The sequence below is a fragment of the Clostridium sp. 7_2_43FAA genome (assembly GCF_000158375.2).
In the GTDB taxonomy this organism is placed as follows: domain Bacteria; phylum Bacillota; class Clostridia; order Clostridiales; family Clostridiaceae; genus Clostridium; species Clostridium tertium.
Window position 1 is genome coordinate 1397668 of the sequence record NZ_JH815222.1, and the last position, 17147, is coordinate 1414814.

10 protein-coding genes are annotated in these 17147 nt (G+C 25.9%); all 10 read left to right on the forward strand.

Going from position 1 to position 17147, the window contains the following annotated elements; all coding sequences use genetic code 11:
- The 10 genes from galT to CSBG_RS08170 all read left to right on the forward strand — a co-directional run bounded on the left by galT (position 1) and on the right by CSBG_RS08170 (position 17042).
- The gene (gene galT, locus CSBG_RS08125; RefSeq protein WP_008678613.1) at positions 1-1518 is read left to right on the forward strand and encodes a UDP-glucose--hexose-1-phosphate uridylyltransferase; all 1518 of its coding nucleotides are present in this window, start codon (positions 1-3) and stop codon (positions 1516-1518) included.
- Positions 1519-1618: 100 nt separating this feature from the next.
- Complete coding sequence (locus CSBG_RS08130; protein ID WP_008678614.1) at positions 1619-2635, forward strand: LacI family DNA-binding transcriptional regulator; 1017 nt, start codon at positions 1619-1621, stop codon at positions 2633-2635.
- Positions 2636-2712: 77 nt separating this feature from the next.
- Complete coding sequence (locus CSBG_RS08135; RefSeq protein WP_035285198.1) at positions 2713-5631, forward strand: acyl-CoA dehydratase activase; 2919 nt, start codon at positions 2713-2715, stop codon at positions 5629-5631.
- Positions 5632-5636: 5 nt separating this feature from the next.
- The gene (locus CSBG_RS18945) at positions 5637-6878 is read left to right on the forward strand and encodes a 2-hydroxyacyl-CoA dehydratase (protein WP_035285201.1); all 1242 of its coding nucleotides are present in this window, start codon (positions 5637-5639) and stop codon (positions 6876-6878) included.
- A 176-nt stretch (positions 6879-7054) separates the two neighbouring features.
- Entirely contained in the window at positions 7055-7999 is a 945-nt protein-coding gene (locus tag CSBG_RS08145) for a YegS/Rv2252/BmrU family lipid kinase (RefSeq protein WP_008678615.1), read from the forward strand.
- 15 nt (positions 8000-8014) lie between these two features.
- The gene (locus CSBG_RS08150; protein WP_008678616.1) at positions 8015-8719 is read left to right on the forward strand and encodes an ABC transporter ATP-binding protein; all 705 of its coding nucleotides are present in this window, start codon (positions 8015-8017) and stop codon (positions 8717-8719) included.
- Between the two features lie 17 nt (positions 8720-8736).
- Complete coding sequence (locus tag CSBG_RS08155; RefSeq protein WP_198007865.1) at positions 8737-11946, forward strand: ABC transporter permease; 3210 nt, start codon at positions 8737-8739, stop codon at positions 11944-11946.
- A 114-nt stretch (positions 11947-12060) separates the two neighbouring features.
- A complete protein-coding gene (locus CSBG_RS08160) occupies positions 12061-12909 on the forward strand; it encodes a class I SAM-dependent methyltransferase (RefSeq protein ID WP_008678619.1) in 849 nt (282 codons plus the stop codon).
- A 134-nt stretch (positions 12910-13043) separates the two neighbouring features.
- Positions 13044-13520 carry a hypothetical protein gene (locus tag CSBG_RS08165; RefSeq protein WP_008678622.1) on the forward strand — a complete coding sequence of 159 codons (477 nt, stop codon included), beginning with the start codon at positions 13044-13046 and terminating at the stop codon, positions 13518-13520.
- 267 nt (positions 13521-13787) lie between these two features.
- Positions 13788-17042 (forward strand): SNF2 helicase associated domain-containing protein, encoded by a 3255-nt coding sequence (locus CSBG_RS08170; protein WP_008678623.1) that lies wholly within the window; start codon positions 13788-13790, stop codon positions 17040-17042.
- The last annotated feature ends 105 nt before the right edge of the window (positions 17043-17147 follow it).

Here is a 17147-nt window from a genome sequence, read left to right on the forward strand (position 1 = left end):
ATGAATATTTATAGGGAAATCAAAAGACTTATTCAATATGGATTGAAGCATGAGCTTTTTACTAAAGATGATGAAATATTTATAAGAAATGGTTTATTAGATGTATTAAATATTGATGAATATGAAGATTTTGAAATAGAGGATGAAAATTTAAATACTCCAACTGAGATACTAGGTAATATATTAGATTATGCATTTAATAATGGAATATTAGAATCTAATTCTCCTATATATAGAGATTTACTAGATACTAAGATTATGGGAGTTTTAATGCCAAGACCTTCAGAGGTTATACGTGAGTTTTACAATCGTTATAAAGAATCAAAAGAAAGTGCTACCTCTTATTTATACAATATAAGTAAGGCATGTGATTATGTTAGAACTGATAGAATAGCACAGAATTTAGTATGGAAATCAAGTACAGAATATGGAGATTTAGATATAACTATAAATTTATCAAAGCCTGAAAAAGACCCTAAAGCCATTGCTGCAGCAAAGAATTTACCACCGGCTAAGTATCCTAAGTGTTTATTGTGTAAGGAGAATGAGGGGTATAGAGGTAGAATAAATCATCCTGCAAGGCAAAATATAAGAATAATACCGATGGAATTGAATAATGAAAGTTGGTATTTACAGTACTCACCTTATGCATATTATAATGAGCATTGTATTGTTTTTGCAGGTGAACATGTGCCTATGAAAATAACAAAGAATACCTTTAACAGATTATTAGAGTTTATAGAAAAATTCCCTCATTATTTTGTAGGATCTAATGCAGACTTACCTATAGTTGGAGGATCTATTCTTACACACGATCATTATCAGGGGGGAAATTATGAATTTGCAATGGATAAAGCAAAAGATGTTTATAAATTTAATTTAAATAGTTATAAAAATATTGAATTATCTATTGTTAAATGGCCATTAACTGTATTAAGATTAAAGGGAAGAAATAGAATAGAGTTAAGTGAACTAGCCGATAAAGTTTTAGTTCATTGGAGAAATTATAGTGATTCTATTGTTGATGTATATTCTTGCACTAATGAAATTCCTCATAATACAATAACACCTATAGCTAGAAAAGACGGAGAATTTTATGTTCTAGATTTAGTACTTAGAAATAATAGAACTAGTGAAGAGCATCCAGATGGAATTTTCCATCCCCATAAAGAACTCCATAATATAAAAAAAGAAAATATAGGCTTAATAGAAGTTTTAGGACTTGCAGTACTTCCAGCTAGACTAAAAGATGAATTGGAAATTATAAAGTTAGCTTTAGTTAATGATACTGACGATATTTATAATAATGAAGAAATGAAAATTCATTTAAATTGGTATGAAGAAATAAAAAGAAATAATCAATCTATAAATAAAGAAAATGTGGATTCCATTATAGAAAAGGAAGTTGGAAAGGTATTTTCAAAAGTTCTTGAACATTGTGGAGTATTTAAATGGGATGAAGATGGAAAAGAAGCTATGAAAAGATATATAAATAGCTTAAAAGAAACAATTAATTAATAAGATATAAGGTGAGGCAATATTAAAATTAAGTTTGCCTCATCTTTAATTGTTATTTAAGAGATTATAAAGTATTATAAAGATAATGGAGGTGATTATAATGGCGACTATAAAAGATATTGCAAGTGCTGCTGGAGTTTCTATTTCGACAGTTTCGCGTATTTTAAATTTAGATAAAACTCTAAACGTTTCTGAGGATACTAGAAAAAAGGTTTTAAGCATAGCTGAAGAAATGAATTACGTTACAATAAAAGAAAGAAAAAGTAAACTTAAAAATCATACTATTGGCATAATATGTTCATTTACTGAAGTTAAGGAATTAAATGATCCATATTTTTTATCTATTAGAATGACTATAGAAAAAAAATGTATTGAAGACAATATAGATTTTAAATCATTATACTATACTAAAATATTAAATGATGATACCTCAAATTATAAGGGATTAGATGGAATAATTGCTATAGGAATATTCCAAGATGATGAAATTAAAAAACTTAGGGAACTATCTCAAAATATAGTATTTATAGATTCATCTCCTGATGAGTGGGAATTTGATTCAATTGTTGTGGACTTAAAATATGGAGTTAGAAAAGCACTAGAATATTTATATTCTTTAGGTCATAAGGATATAGGATATATAGGAGCTAAGGTTATTCCACATAATAATAACAATAACGGTGTAGAACTTGTAAATTATAGAGAAGCAACATATAAAGATTTCATGAATGAAATCGATAATTTAAATGATAATTGGATATTTAAAGGTGATTTTACACCAGAGGATGGATATAATCTTATGAGTAAAGCTTTAAATTTAAACAATATTCCATCAGCTTTTTTTATTGCAAGTGATCCTATGGCTATAGGAGCTTATAAGGCTATACAAGAAAATGGATATAAGATCCCAGATGATATAAGTATAGTTGGGTTTGATGATATTGCAACAGCTCAATACTTATCTCCATCATTAACAACAGTAAAAGTATTTACTGATTTTATGGGGGAAACTGCTCTTAATACTCTTATAGAAAGAATAAAAGATGAAAGAAGCCTAAGTAAAAAAATTGTTTTGCCAGTTAAATTAATTATTAGAGATAGTTGTAAATTAGTATAATTTTTTTGCCCTATAAGTAGTATACTACTTATAGGGCTTGTTTATATTAGATAATTATATAGGCGGGGGGAATTTAAGTGATATATAGACTTGGTATAGATGCAGGTTCAACTACAGTAAAGTTAGTATTATTGGACGAAAATGATAATGTAAAATATAAGTCTTATAAGAGACACCTTACAAAAGTTAGGGAAACTATATTAGAAGAAATTATATTAATAAGGGATTTGTTAATAAATAATGATATAAAAGTTTCTATAACAGGTTCATCAGGATATGGTGTTGCTAAAGATACAAGTATTTCCTTTGTTCAAGAAGTATTTGCAACAACTATTGGTGTAAAAAAGTTATTTAATAATATTGATGTTGTTATTGAATTAGGTGGAGAAGATGCAAAAATAATTTATTTAACTAATGGGTTAGAGGAAAGAATGAATTCGAGTTGTGCTGGTGGAACAGGGGCTTTTATAGATCAAATGGCAAGCTTAATGGGAATAACGGTAGAAGAATTAGATGAAATTAGCTTAGAATATAATAGTATATACCCAATTGCATCAAGATGTGGAGTATTTGCAAAATCTGACGTTCAACCTTTATTAAATCAAGGAGCAAGTAAATCAGATATTGCTGCAAGTATTTATGAAGCTGTAGTAAATCAAACAATTGGTGGGCTCGCTCAAGGTAGAGAAATAAAGGGAAATATATTATTTTTAGGGGGGCCATTATTTTTTTACAAGGGACTAAGAGAAAGATTTATAAAAGATCTAAACTTAAAGGATGAGGAAGCAATAATACCTAATGATGCAGAAGTTTTTGTAGCAAGAGGTGCTGCGTTATTTTCAAATAATGAAGATAGAACATATACATATGAAAAACTAATTTCAAAACTATCATATTCTAATAATATAAATGTAGATATGAAAAAGTATATTAAACCTTTATTTTCAACTAAGGAAGAATATAAAAGCTTTATAGAAAGACATAATAAAGCTAAAGTATTAGATAGAGATATAAATAACTTTAATGGTGATGCGTATCTAGGAATAGACGCAGGAAGTACTACTACAAAATTAGTTCTTATAGATAAAGATGATAATATTTTATATGATTATTATGCACATAATGAAGGGAATCCAGTTAAAATAATAAAAGAGCAATTAGAATACATTTATAAAGAATTTGGAGATAGAATAAATATAAAAGCAAGTTCTGTTACTGGATATGGGGAAGAACTTATAAAAAAGGGATTTGGGATAGATTTTGGAATAGTTGAAACATTAGCTCACTATATAGCAGCAAGTAGATTTAATCCGGATGTAGATTTTATACTTGATATTGGTGGACAAGATATAAAATGTTTTGAAATAGAAAATCAATCAATTAAAAGCATTATTTTAAATGAGGCTTGCTCTTCAGGATGCGGATCATTTATAGAAACTTTTGCAAAAGCTATGGGATATGATGTTGAAAGTTTTGCAAAGCTAGGATTATTTGCACAGCATCCAGCAGATTTAGGGTCTAGGTGTACTGTTTTTATGAATTCATCAGTAAAGCAAGCTCAAAGAGATGGAGCAACTATTGAAGATGTTTCAGCAGGACTTTCGATGAGTATTGTTAAAAATGCATTGTATAAGGTTATTAGAACTAAAAACATAGGAAAGAATGTTATAGTTCAAGGAGGCACCTTATGTAATGACGCTATATTAAGAAGTTTAGAACTTGAATTAGGACAAAATGTAATAAGATCAAATATTTCTGGGTTAATGGGAGCATATGGAGCTGCTTTATATGCTAAAAGTCAAAATATAGAAAAATCTCAAATTATAGATAAGGAAAGTATTAAAAATTTTAATCATGAATCTAAAGGTGCTAAATGTGGTTTATGCACTAATAAGTGCAATTTAACTATAAATACATTTGCAGGTGGTAAAAAGTATATATCAGGTAACAGATGTTCAAAGCCAACTGGAAAATACAATGATAATAATATTCCTAATCTTTATGAATATAAAAATAATAAGATTATGGAATATGCTGATAATGATGGGATAAAGGATACTATAGGAATTCCAATGGTTTTAAATATGTATGAAAATTTATCTTTCTTTGTAAAGTTTTTTAATGAATTAGATATTAAAGTAGTTTTATCTGAGGATTCGTCAAAAAAGCTTTATTTAAAGGGGCAACATACTATTCCATCAGATACAGTATGTTATCCTGCAAAGCTTAGTCATGGACATATTGAAAGTCTTATAAGTAAAGATATAAAAAATATATTTTACCCTTGTATGACATATAATTTTGATGAAGGAATATCCGATAATTGTTTTAATTGTCCAGTTGTAGCTTATTATCCAGAAGTTATTAAAAATAATATTTCTAAATTAAAAGAATTTAACTATATAAGTCCATACTTAGATTTAAATTCAAGTAAAAGTACAGTTGATAACTTATATAATTCCTTAAAGGATTATTATAATTGGATAAGTAAAGAAAAAGTAAAGTTTGCTTATGAAAAAGCAATTAAAGAGTATAGACAATATAAGATAGATATTCTAGATAGAGGAAAGAAAGCTATTAAGTATGCTAGAGAAAATAATTTATTAATTGTTGTTTTAGCCGGAAGACCATATCATGTAGATAAAGAAATAAATCATGGTATAGATAAAATGATGAACTCTTTAGGGTTGGTTATATTAACTGAAGATTCAATACCAATAGATAAAAGCAATAAAGAAGTAAAAATGCTAAATCAATGGACATATCAAGCAAGATTATTTAATGCAGCAAATTTTGTAGTTAATAATGACGATATGCAGTTAGTTCAATTAGTTTCATTTGGATGTGGTACAGATGCAATAACAGCTGATGAAACCAAAAGAATATTGGAGGATAAAGGTAAATTATATACTCAATTAAAAATAGATGAAACTAGTAATTTAGGAGCAGCAAAAATTAGAATAAGAAGTATGGTTGAAGCAATTAAGAGTAGGTGAGAACTATGAAGTATGAATATAAGATTTTTACTAAAGAAATGAAAGAAAATTATAAAATTTTAGTACCGAATATGCTACCAATTCATTTCAAAATATTAGATAAAATTTTAAAAGACTATGGTTTTGATATAGAGTTTTTAGAAGATGATGTATCTACAATAATAGATGCAGGTCTTAAATATTCTAATAATGATATCTGTTATCCTGCAATGATAGTTATTGGCCAATTTATTTCTGCATTAAAAAGTGGTAAATATGATATAAATAAAACTGCTTTACTTATGAGTCAAACAGGGGGAGGGTGTAGAGCTTCTAATTATATTCATTTAATTAGAAAAGCTTTAGAAAATAGTGGTTTTGAAGAGGTACCAGCTATTGGATTAAGTTTAACTGGAATTGAAAAACACCCAGGTTTAAAATTAAGCCCATCAATAATTTTGAAAGCAGTTTATGCTGTACTATATGGTGATTTAATTATGTGCTTATATAATAAAGTTAAGCCGTATGAAATTAATGATGGAGAAACAGACAAAATATTAGACGAGATGATAGAATATTTAAATAAAAATTTTTCAGGAATAAAATATATGAACGTTTCAAAAATTTCAAAAATAATTATAAAAGCTTTTGATGATATCGACATAAATAAAAAAGAAAAAATAAAGGTAGGAATTGTTGGAGAAATATATATGAAATATTCTAGAATGGGTAATAATCATCTAGAAGAATTTTTAGTTAAAGAAGATGCAGAAGTTGTTCAATCTGGACTTATGGATTTTGTTAATTATTGCATACTAAATTCAATAATAGATTATAAGTTATATAAAAGAGGATTTATTAAGTCTAAATTTGCAAAGGTAGCCTATAAATTCATTTTAAGACTACAAAGAAAGATAAATAGTAATATAGAAAAGTATTCTAAGTTTGAATCACCTACAGATTTTGAAGAAGTTAGAAAAATGGCAGATGGATATATAGGGTATGGAGTAAAAATGGGAGAAGGCTGGCTATTAGTTGCTAATATGATAGAACTTATAAACATAGGGGCAAATAATATAATTTGTGCTGAACCTTTTGGATGTTTACCTAATCATATAGTAGGAAGAGGGGCCATTAGAAAAATATTAGAAAAGAATCCTAATGCTAATATAGTAGTTATAGATTATGATCCATCTCAATCTCAAATAAATCAGGAAAATAGAATTAAATTAATGCTATCAAATGCAAAGCTAAATGTTTACTTATAAATAAAATGTTATTTACTAATAAGCTATATCTATAAGCTTGTATAATAGATATAGCTTTAATTTTTATGTAGTAAATGGTATTGATAAAATAAAAAATGATGATAAATATAAATTTATATAGTATACTTATTTTGAACAGTTTTAAATAACCATTATCATGGTAGAGAGGAAAAAATATGACTAAAAACAAACACTTTTTTGTGATAAATCCTGAAGCAGGTAAAGTTAATGTTTCAGATAAAATAAGTAATGATATAAATGAAATATTTAAAGATTTGTATGATGAATATAGAATTTATATAACAAAAGGAAAAAATGATGCGACTAATTATGTAAAAAATATATGTGAAAGTGAAGAAGGAAATTTGAGGTTTTATGCATGTGGAGGAGATGGAACTTTAAATGAAGTAATCAATGGAATTATTGGTTACGAAAATGCAAGCGTTTCAGTTATTCCATATGGGACAGGCAATGATTTTGTAAAAAACTTTGAATCAGAAATAAATTTTTATGATATAACTAGACATATAAAGTCAGAGACTCAAGAGGTAGATTTATTAAATGTAAATGGTTTATATTCAGTAAATTTATGTAATATAGGGTTTGATGCAAAAGTTGCAGAGAATATGGTTAAGTTCAAAAAATTTCCATTTGTAAATGGACAAGGTGCATATACACTTTCAATATTTTATTCATTAATTCATAAGATGTATAATACTTTTGATATAATGATAGATAATAATGAATTAATCCATGGAGATTTTTTATTATGTGCAATTGCAAATGGAAAATCTTATGGTGGTGGTTATATAGGGGCTCCTTTAGCAGAAGTTAATGATGGATTTATTGATTTATGTATTATCAAAAAAGTTTCAAGAGTTAAATTAGTAAAATTAATAAAGCTTTATAAAGAAGGAAAACATCTTGAAAGTGATGAATTAAGAGATTATATTATTTATAAAAAGTGCAAAAGTATAAATGTTAGATCTAAAGAAAAGTTTACAATATGTGTTGATGGAGAAATTTTTATTCATGATAATTTAAGTATTTCTCTTGAAAATAAAGCAATTAAGTTTCTTATACCACATAAAGAAATAGATGAAGAAATAAATTTAATATAAAAGTGAGGGATATCTTTGAGTAGCTTTATAGAGTTTAAAGATGTTAAGAAAACATATAAGATGGGTGAAGTAAATATTGATGCTTTAAGTGGAGTTTCATTCAATATTGAAAAAGGTGAATTTGTGATAGTAGCAGGTGCTAGTGGAGCAGGTAAAAGCACTATTTTAAATATTTTAGGTGGAATGGATACTGCAAGTTCTGGAGAAATTATAGTAGATAATAATAAGGTGAATAAATATTCGGAAAAAGAACTTATCACATACAGGCGTTATGATATTGGATTTGTATTTCAGTTTTACAACTTGGTACAAAACCTGACTGCATTAGAAAATGTTGAGTTAGCTACTCAAATTTGCAAAAATCCATTAGATCCTTTTGAAATTTTAAATGCAGTTGGCTTAGAAAAAAGAAAAGATAATTTTCCAGCTCAACTTTCAGGAGGAGAGCAACAACGCGTTGCAATAGCAAGAGCATTAGCTAAGAACCCCAAATTATTATTATGTGATGAGCCAACTGGTGCTTTAGATTATAATACTGGAAAAGCAATATTAAAATTGTTACAAGATACATGCAAAAAATATAATATGACAGTAGTAATAATAACACATAATCTTGCATTAACTCCAATGGGAGATAAGGTTATTAAGGTGAAAAATGGGATGATTGAAAGTATCACATTAAATGAAAATCCTATTCCTGTAGAAAGGATTGAGTGGTAATGTTTAAAAATGCTTTTATGAAAGATGTTATTGGAGATATTAAGAAATCAAAAGGAAGATTTTTTTCTATATTTGCAATAATAGCTTTAGGTGTTGCTTTTTTCTCTGGCATAAAAGTATCTCCTGTTGATATGAAAAGAACTGCAGATAAGTATTATGATGATTATAATCTTATGGATTTAACATTATATTCTACTCTAGGATTTACAGATGAAGATATAGATGAGATAAGTAAAGTTAATGGTGTCTTAGATGTATTTGCAACTTACTCATTGGATGCAATAACCACAATAGATTCTTCAGAAAGTGTACTGAAGGTTATGGGAATTCCTTTAAATAATTCTAATTATGTTAATAAATATAAATTAGTAGAAGGAAATCTTCCTGAAAATCCTAATGAATGTGTCATAGAAGCAGGAAAGTTGGAATCTTTAAATTTATCTATAGGAAGTAAAATTAAACTTACATCAGGTACAAGTGATTTATTAAGTGATAAATTAGAAAATGTTGAATATGAAGTTGTAGGTAAAGTACAAACTCCTTATTATTTATCATTTGAAAAAGGTATATCAAGTATAGGTAATGGAAAAATATCTAGTTTTATTGTTATCCCACAAGAAAATTTTAAAATTCCTGCATATACGGAAGTATATGTAACAGTGGAAGGTGCTAAAGAATTAAATTCATACTCAAATAAATATTTTGATTTAATTGATGCTGTAGAAAATCCATTAGAAGAACTAGGTGATAATAGAGCAAGTATTAGATACAATGATATAGTAAATGAAGCTAATAAGAAGATAAATAGTAGCAAAAATGAGATTGAAAATCAAAAAAATGAAGGACAAGAAGAGTTAAATAAGGCTAAAAAGAAATTAGAAGAATCAGAAGCTTTCTTAAAGAATGGAGAAAGCGAATTAACTAAAAAAGAAAATGAGTTTAAGATTTCAATTATGCAAGCAGAAAATCAAATTGCTTTATCAGAATATAAAATAAATGATGGTAAAGCTACTTTAGAATCTGCAAAAAGGGCTTTTGAATTAGAAAAGTTAAATGCAGAAAGGCAAATTAATATAGCTAAAAGCACTCTTTCAACTTTAAATGACACAAAATCAGGTTTAGATACAAAAGTTAATGAATTAGAATTAGCTGTACAAGCTCCTAATATTTCAGAAGAGGAAAAAAACAAATTAAATATTGAGCTAGAAGTTTTAACTAAAAGTAGAGATGAAGTAGTTAAAGGTATAGAATATATTAGTAATGAAATTAAAAGTGGAGAAGAAAAATTAAGGCTAGCAGAAATAGAAATTACAACTAAAGAAAATGAATTAATAAATGGCGAAAATTTATTAAGTGAAAAGAAAAGTGAATTAGAATCTTCTAAAAAAGAAGCAATTAATCGATTTGAGAGTTCAAAATTAGAACTTAAAAATGGAAAAGAAGAGTTAGAAAAGGGAAAAGAAGAATACGAAAAATCTAAAGAAATATTCGAAAGAGAAATTTCATCTGCAGAGGCTAAAATTAAAAAAGCAGAAAATGATGTAAAGAGTATTGAAGAGCCTAGTTGGTATATATTAGATAGAAATAGTCATTATTCTTATGTAGATTATAAAAATAACGCTGATAGTATAGACAAGTTAGCTAAAATATTTCCAGTATTCTTTTTTTTAGTTGCAGCTTTAGTATGTTTAACAACTATGACTAGAATGGTAGATGAGCAAAGAATAAATATTGGAACATTAAAAGCTTTAGGATATTCAAAATATAAGATAGTATCAAAATATCTTATATATTCTTTTTTAGCTAGCTTTTTAGGTAGTATAGTAGGTCTTGCAATAGGATTAACTATATTCCCAATAGTAGTTTTTGATGCCTATGGTATTATGTATACTTTACCTAAAGTTGAATTAGAGTTTAATATACCAATATCAATTTCTATAACTATAATAGCTATTTTAGTTACTACACTATCTGCATTTTTTGCATGCTATAAAGAGTTAATTGAAACACCTTCAGCTTTAATGAGACCTAAGCCTCCTAAAGATGGAAAGAGAATTTTAATTGAAAGAATTAATTTTATTTGGAATAAGCTAAGTTTTATTGGGAAAGTAACAGTAAGAAATATATTTAGGTATAAGAAAAGATTTTTTATGACTGTTTTTGGTATTGCAGGATGTACAGCTTTAATTGTTACTGGCTTTGGAATTAAAGATTCAATAAAGACTATAGTAGATAAGCAATTTGGAGAAATATTTAGATATAATTTAACTATTAGTATAGATAAAGATTCTAGTGAATTAGAAAAACAAGACATTATTTCAGATATAAGTGGTTTATCAGAAGTAGATAAGCTATTAATGATACAATCAGAAAGTGCTAAGATAGTTACTGGTGACGGAGATAAAGATATTTATATTATAGTTCCTGAATCTTTAGATAAGCTAGATCAGTTTATAAATTTACAAAATAGGTTATCTAAAGAGAAGCTTAAATTAAATAATGATGGAGTAATACTTTCAGAAAAAGCAGCAACAAAGGCAAATGTTAAAGTTGGCGATGATGTGAAAGTTAAAGTTAACAATAAAGAAATTTCATTGAAGGTTTCTGGAATAGCAGAAAATTATACATTTAATTATCTTTATATGTCCTCTAAATATTATAAAGAAAAATTTGATATTGATAGTAACTTTAATTCTATCTTAGTTAATACTTCTATAATAGAAAATGAAGACCAATTCTCAAAATCAATTATGGATAAGCCTATAGTTAAGAGTGTATCTTTTAATACTGGTATAAAAGATAATTTTGATAATACAATTCAAAGTTTAAATTATGTTGTTTTAGTAATGATAGTATCAGCTGGGGCATTAGCCTTTGTTGTTCTTTATAATTTAACTAATGTAAATATCAGTGAAAGAATCAGAGAAATTGCGACTATAAAGGTATTAGGATTTTATAATAATGAAGTATCTGCGTATATTTATAGGGAAAATATAATATTAACAGTGTTTGGTATTGTGTTTGGTGAAATTTTAGGAGTATTCCTACATAGATTCATAATGATTACAGTGGAAATGGATAATATGATGTTTGGAAGAAGTATTGATTCATTAAGTTTTATAATATCGGCACTACTTACAATAGTATTTGCAGTACTTGTAAATATTGTTATGTATTATAAACTAAAAAAAGTTAAAATGATTGAATCATTAAAATCAGTTGATTAATGAAAGATAAGATAGAGGGAAACTTCTATCTTTTTTTATTGATTTATATAAAAGAACCATTTTTGTTGAAAAGTATATACTATATTATGTATATAAATCTTAGGAGAAATATTTATGTCATACAGTGAAATTTATGAAAAAATTGGTTTCAAGAAAGAGATGGAAAGGTTAGAAAAACAGGCGTATTTAGGTTCGGAAAAAGAAGTGAGAATGCTAAAATTATTAGGAGTAAAAGAAGATAGTGATATTTTAGAGGTTGGAGGTGGACCAGGTTTTTTTACTAAGATACTCTTAGATAATTTTAGTAAATGTGAAGTTACTTCTTTAGATAATGATGAGAAACTTCTTGAATATGCTTATAGTAATCTTAATAAAGAATATGGTAATAGAGTTAGTTTTGTAGTTGATGATATTACAAGTGCTTCGATACCAGATAACTATTATGAATGTGTTATTGCTAGATTTGTATTTCAACATCTTAATAATCCAATTTCGGCATTAAAAGAAATATATAGGATTCTTAAACCTGGAGGAAAAGTAATTATAATTGATATTGATAGTGAGCTTTGGGGATTAACATATCCTAAAAATAATTTAATTAAAGCTTTAAACGATAATTTAGCAAAGTTTCAATCTAATTTAAATGGTAATAGAGAAATTGGAAGGGTACTTATAACTCTTTTAAAGTCATTAGGATTTGTAAATTACGACATTGAAGCAGTAATAAATCATAGTGATATTTTAGGAAAAGATAATTTTAGATATAAGATAAATAGCAATATGATAAATGATTCAAAGTTATCAAAAATGTTAGATGAATATAATAACTTCTTTAATTTAAGTTATTCCTCAATTATGCAATTAAAGTTATTTTTTTATGGCGAAAAACCTAAAGAAGCTAGAAAAACTAAAAAAGATATAGTAACCGAAAAAATTAATGAGACTAATAGAAAAGAAAATTAAGAAATATCCGAAAATAAATAACACTTGTTTAAGCATTAATGGTATTATTCCCATTATATACTCCTTTAATACTATGGCATATAAGTAGTATAATTAATTAATGATTAATTTGTATTCTTAGGAGGGGACGGGCTTTGTTCTATGCTGAAAATTTAGATCTATTAGATTGCGGAGATATAGGTAATTATATTACAAAATTTGAGGATAATAAGGTATATTCTAGTTTTTACTTAAAGGAAGATAACATTAATTTAAAATATATACTAGAAGAATCTATTGTTGAAATGAAGGCAAATTCTATAAAAATAAATGGACAAGTAGTTCTTGCATTACTTTTTAAATTTGCTGGAGGTAATAAATTTATTTATGGACGTATATATAATAAGAATTTTGATTTAGATAAAGAACATCTTCAAATGTTAGTATTTCAAGATAGGATACCTATATGTTTTGTAGATTCTAATAATAAAATAATTGCTACAACTTTAGTTGAAAATGATTTTAAAAATTCAATTAAAGATTATATTATAAAGAAAAGAGTTAAATATAGCCCTTCCTATGATTTTGAAAATAGGCAATGTAAAATAAAGGAGTTATGGGTGAATGCATAATGAGAAGTGGCAAAAGCCGCTTCTTTTTGTTATAATTAAAGATAGTTTATATTTTGCAAATCAATATATAAGATGAAGGAATGAAAAAATTAAAGAATTAAAGAATTGAGGAGATTTTGTTATGCAAAACTTAAAATAAAAAAGTGCAAAGCACTTTTAATAAGAAATCTTTAAGATTTTTTATTAACTTTTCAATTTTTATAATTCAATATAATTGAATTATATCCTTAATTCTTTCACTATTTCATTATTAATAAGGTGAGAATTATGATTAAACAAGTTTTATTAGAAAAATTTAATAAAGATATATCAGGGAAAAATGATTTGGGCGGTAAGAGGATATTAGAAAATGATTTAATTTCTAATTTTAATGTGAAATGTGATGATGATTTAGTTTATATAGATTCTAAAATTATATCAGAAAATTATTTTAATGAGTACAACTCTAAAATGGAAATAGATATAAATACTAAAAATATAATATCAACTTTTTGTAGCTGTGATGACTTTGAAAGAAATGAGTTGCGTAAACATAATTATTGTTGTAAGCATTTATTTGCAAGTTTTTATAAATTTTTAAATGAATTAGATAATAATGAAGAAGTCAAAGCAAAATTTAATGAAACACTTTTAAATAAGATAATTTTTAAAAGTAAAAAAGAGAATATATTAGATTTACTTTTAGAAGAAGAAAATAAAAATGAAATTAAAATAGAGGTTTATATAAATAAACAAGGTTTAAAGAATAAACTAGCAGCAGAATTTAAGATAGGATTAAAAGGATTATCTTCTAATAGACTATATGTTATTAAAGATATAAATCAGCTTTTAACTTCTTATTATAATAAGATACCAATTAAATATGGCAAGGACTTTAATTTTGATCTAAGATATCAAAGGCTAGGGATAAAGGAAAAGAAAATAATAGATTTCATTGAAAAGGTAAAAGATATAGAATTAGCTTCTTCAAATTTTATGAGGAGGCAAGATAAATATATAGATGGAAAGATGTTAATAATACCAGACTTTTTAATAAGAGAATTTTTTGATACTGTTTCAAAAAATAGAGTTTACTTAAATGAAGGCTTTTTTTATAAACCTGTAGAAAGTGAGATTATTTTTGATAAGCCAAGTATTAAAATTTCTTTAAAAGGATTAGAAAAAGAATATTTATTAAGCTTAGAGGATGGAATACCTGAAAAAATAGATAAAAAGGGAACCGTATTTATTTATGGAAGTAGTATTTATTTACCGAGTTTGGAGTATTGCTATGATATATCTACTTATTTGGATATATTTAATAATACAAAATCTGTATCAATAGATAAAGCTGAGGAAATAAGAGTTTTATCTAAGTTATTACCTAAACTTTATACATTATCTAATGATGTAAGTATTAATAAGTCTATAAAAAATAAAATTGTAAAAGAAGACGTTAAGTTTAAGTTTTATTTTGATAAAGTTAATAAAGATGTAACATTAACTTTAAAAGTTAAATATGGAGAGCATGAATTTAATATTTTTCATGAATATAAAAATAAAATTATTTATAGAGATTTAAACAAAGAAAGAGAAGTTATGTCATTTTTAAGGTCTCTTGGTTTTGATGCTTCTGGAGATAAATTTTACTTATTATTTGGCGATGATTTTTTATTTAAATTCTTTAAATATGATATAGAAAAACTTCAAGATGTTGGAGAAGTTTTTTATTCACAGAACTTTAAAATGATAAAGCAAGTCAATAGTAAAAATATAAAAGGTAATATACAAAGTGGAAAATTTGATTATTTTGAATTAAAATTTAAAATTGATAACATACCAGAAAATGAAGTTAAAGATATAGTATTAGCTCTTAGAGATAATCTTAAGTATTTTAAGCTTAAAAGTGGAGAATTTTTGGATTTAGAAGAAATAGAGCTTAAAAACTTTTTAAATTTACTAGATATATTATCATTAGAAAATGATATAGAAAATGATAGTATACTATTTAGCAAAAATAAAGCATTATATATAGATAGTTTTATTAAGGAAAATAATATTAGATATATAAAAGGCAAAAAAGAATTATCGCAAATTCAAAAGAAAATAAAGGATGTAAATAAGCTAACGTTTAAAGAGCCATTAAAATTAATTGCAGAACTTAGACCTTACCAAAAGGAAGGATATAATTGGCTTAAAACGATGGATTATTTAGGTTTTGGTGGAATTCTAGGTGATGAGATGGGCCTTGGTAAAACAATTCAAGCAATAACTTTTATTTTGTCAAGCTTACCATCTAAAACTTTAATTGTTGCACCAACGTCATTAATTTATAATTGGAGTAGTGAAATAGAAAAATTTGCACCGAGCATTAAATATACTGTTGTAAATGGATCTAAGGATGAAAGAATTAAAATATTAGATAATATTGAAAAATATGATGTAATCATTACTACCTATAATTTAATTAAGAGAGATTTAGATGAATATGAAAAATTACAATTTGATTATTGTTTTATAGATGAAGCACAATATATTAAGAATAGTCATTCTCAAAATTCATTGTCTGTAAAAAAGATAAAATCATATAGAAAATTTGCATTAACTGGTACTCCAGTTGAAAATTCCTTAATGGAATTATGGTCAATTTTTGATTTTATAATGCCTGGTTATCTTTTTGATGAAAAAAGATTTAGCGTAAGGTATCATAAGAAATTAAATGAATCTGAAGAAATTTTAGAAGAATTAAATAAGCTTATTAAGCCTTTTATATTAAGAAGATATAAAAAGGATGTAATAAAAGAACTACCTCAAAAGATAGAAAAGAAATTAATAGTATCTATGTCAGAAGAACAAGAAAAGGTATATACAATTTATGCAGATCATGCTAAGAGTTTAATTGAAAAGAAGGTTAAGGATGATGATTTAAAAACAAGTAAAATAGAAATTTTATCTTATATAACTAAACTTAGACAACTGTGCCTGGATCCTTCTGTATTGATAAATGATTATGTTGGAACTAGTGGAAAAGTAGATGCTCTTATTGAAATTCTACAGCAGGGTATAGAAGAAGGACATAAGATATTAGTATTTTCACAATTTACTTCAGTTTTAAAAAATATTGCTAGTAAATTAAGATCAGAACACATTTTGTTTAGTTACTTAGATGGATCAATTCCTTCAGAAAAGAGATTAGAACTTGTAAATGAATTTAATGAAGGAATAAACTCTGTATTTTTAATAAGCTTAAAAGCAGGGGGAACTGGTTTAAACTTAACTTCAGCAGATATAGTAATACACTTTGATCCTTGGTGGAATCCTGCTGTTGAAGATCAAGCGACTGATAGAGCACACAGATTTGGGCAAACGAATATAGTTGAAGTAATTAAACTTATAGCAAGGAATTCTATAGAAGAAAAAATAATTGATCTTCAAGATGAAAAGAGAAAACTAATTGAAAAGATAATTGATAATGAAAATGATATATCAAGTATAAATACATTAAGCGAAGAAGATATATTAAGTCTTTTTTCAATTAATTAGTACTTAGATTATTAATATTAATACTTTTTATGATATATAAGAAATAATAATTAAATAAAGAATATTAAATATATAAGGGCACAGTAATACTTTCAAGGTTACTGT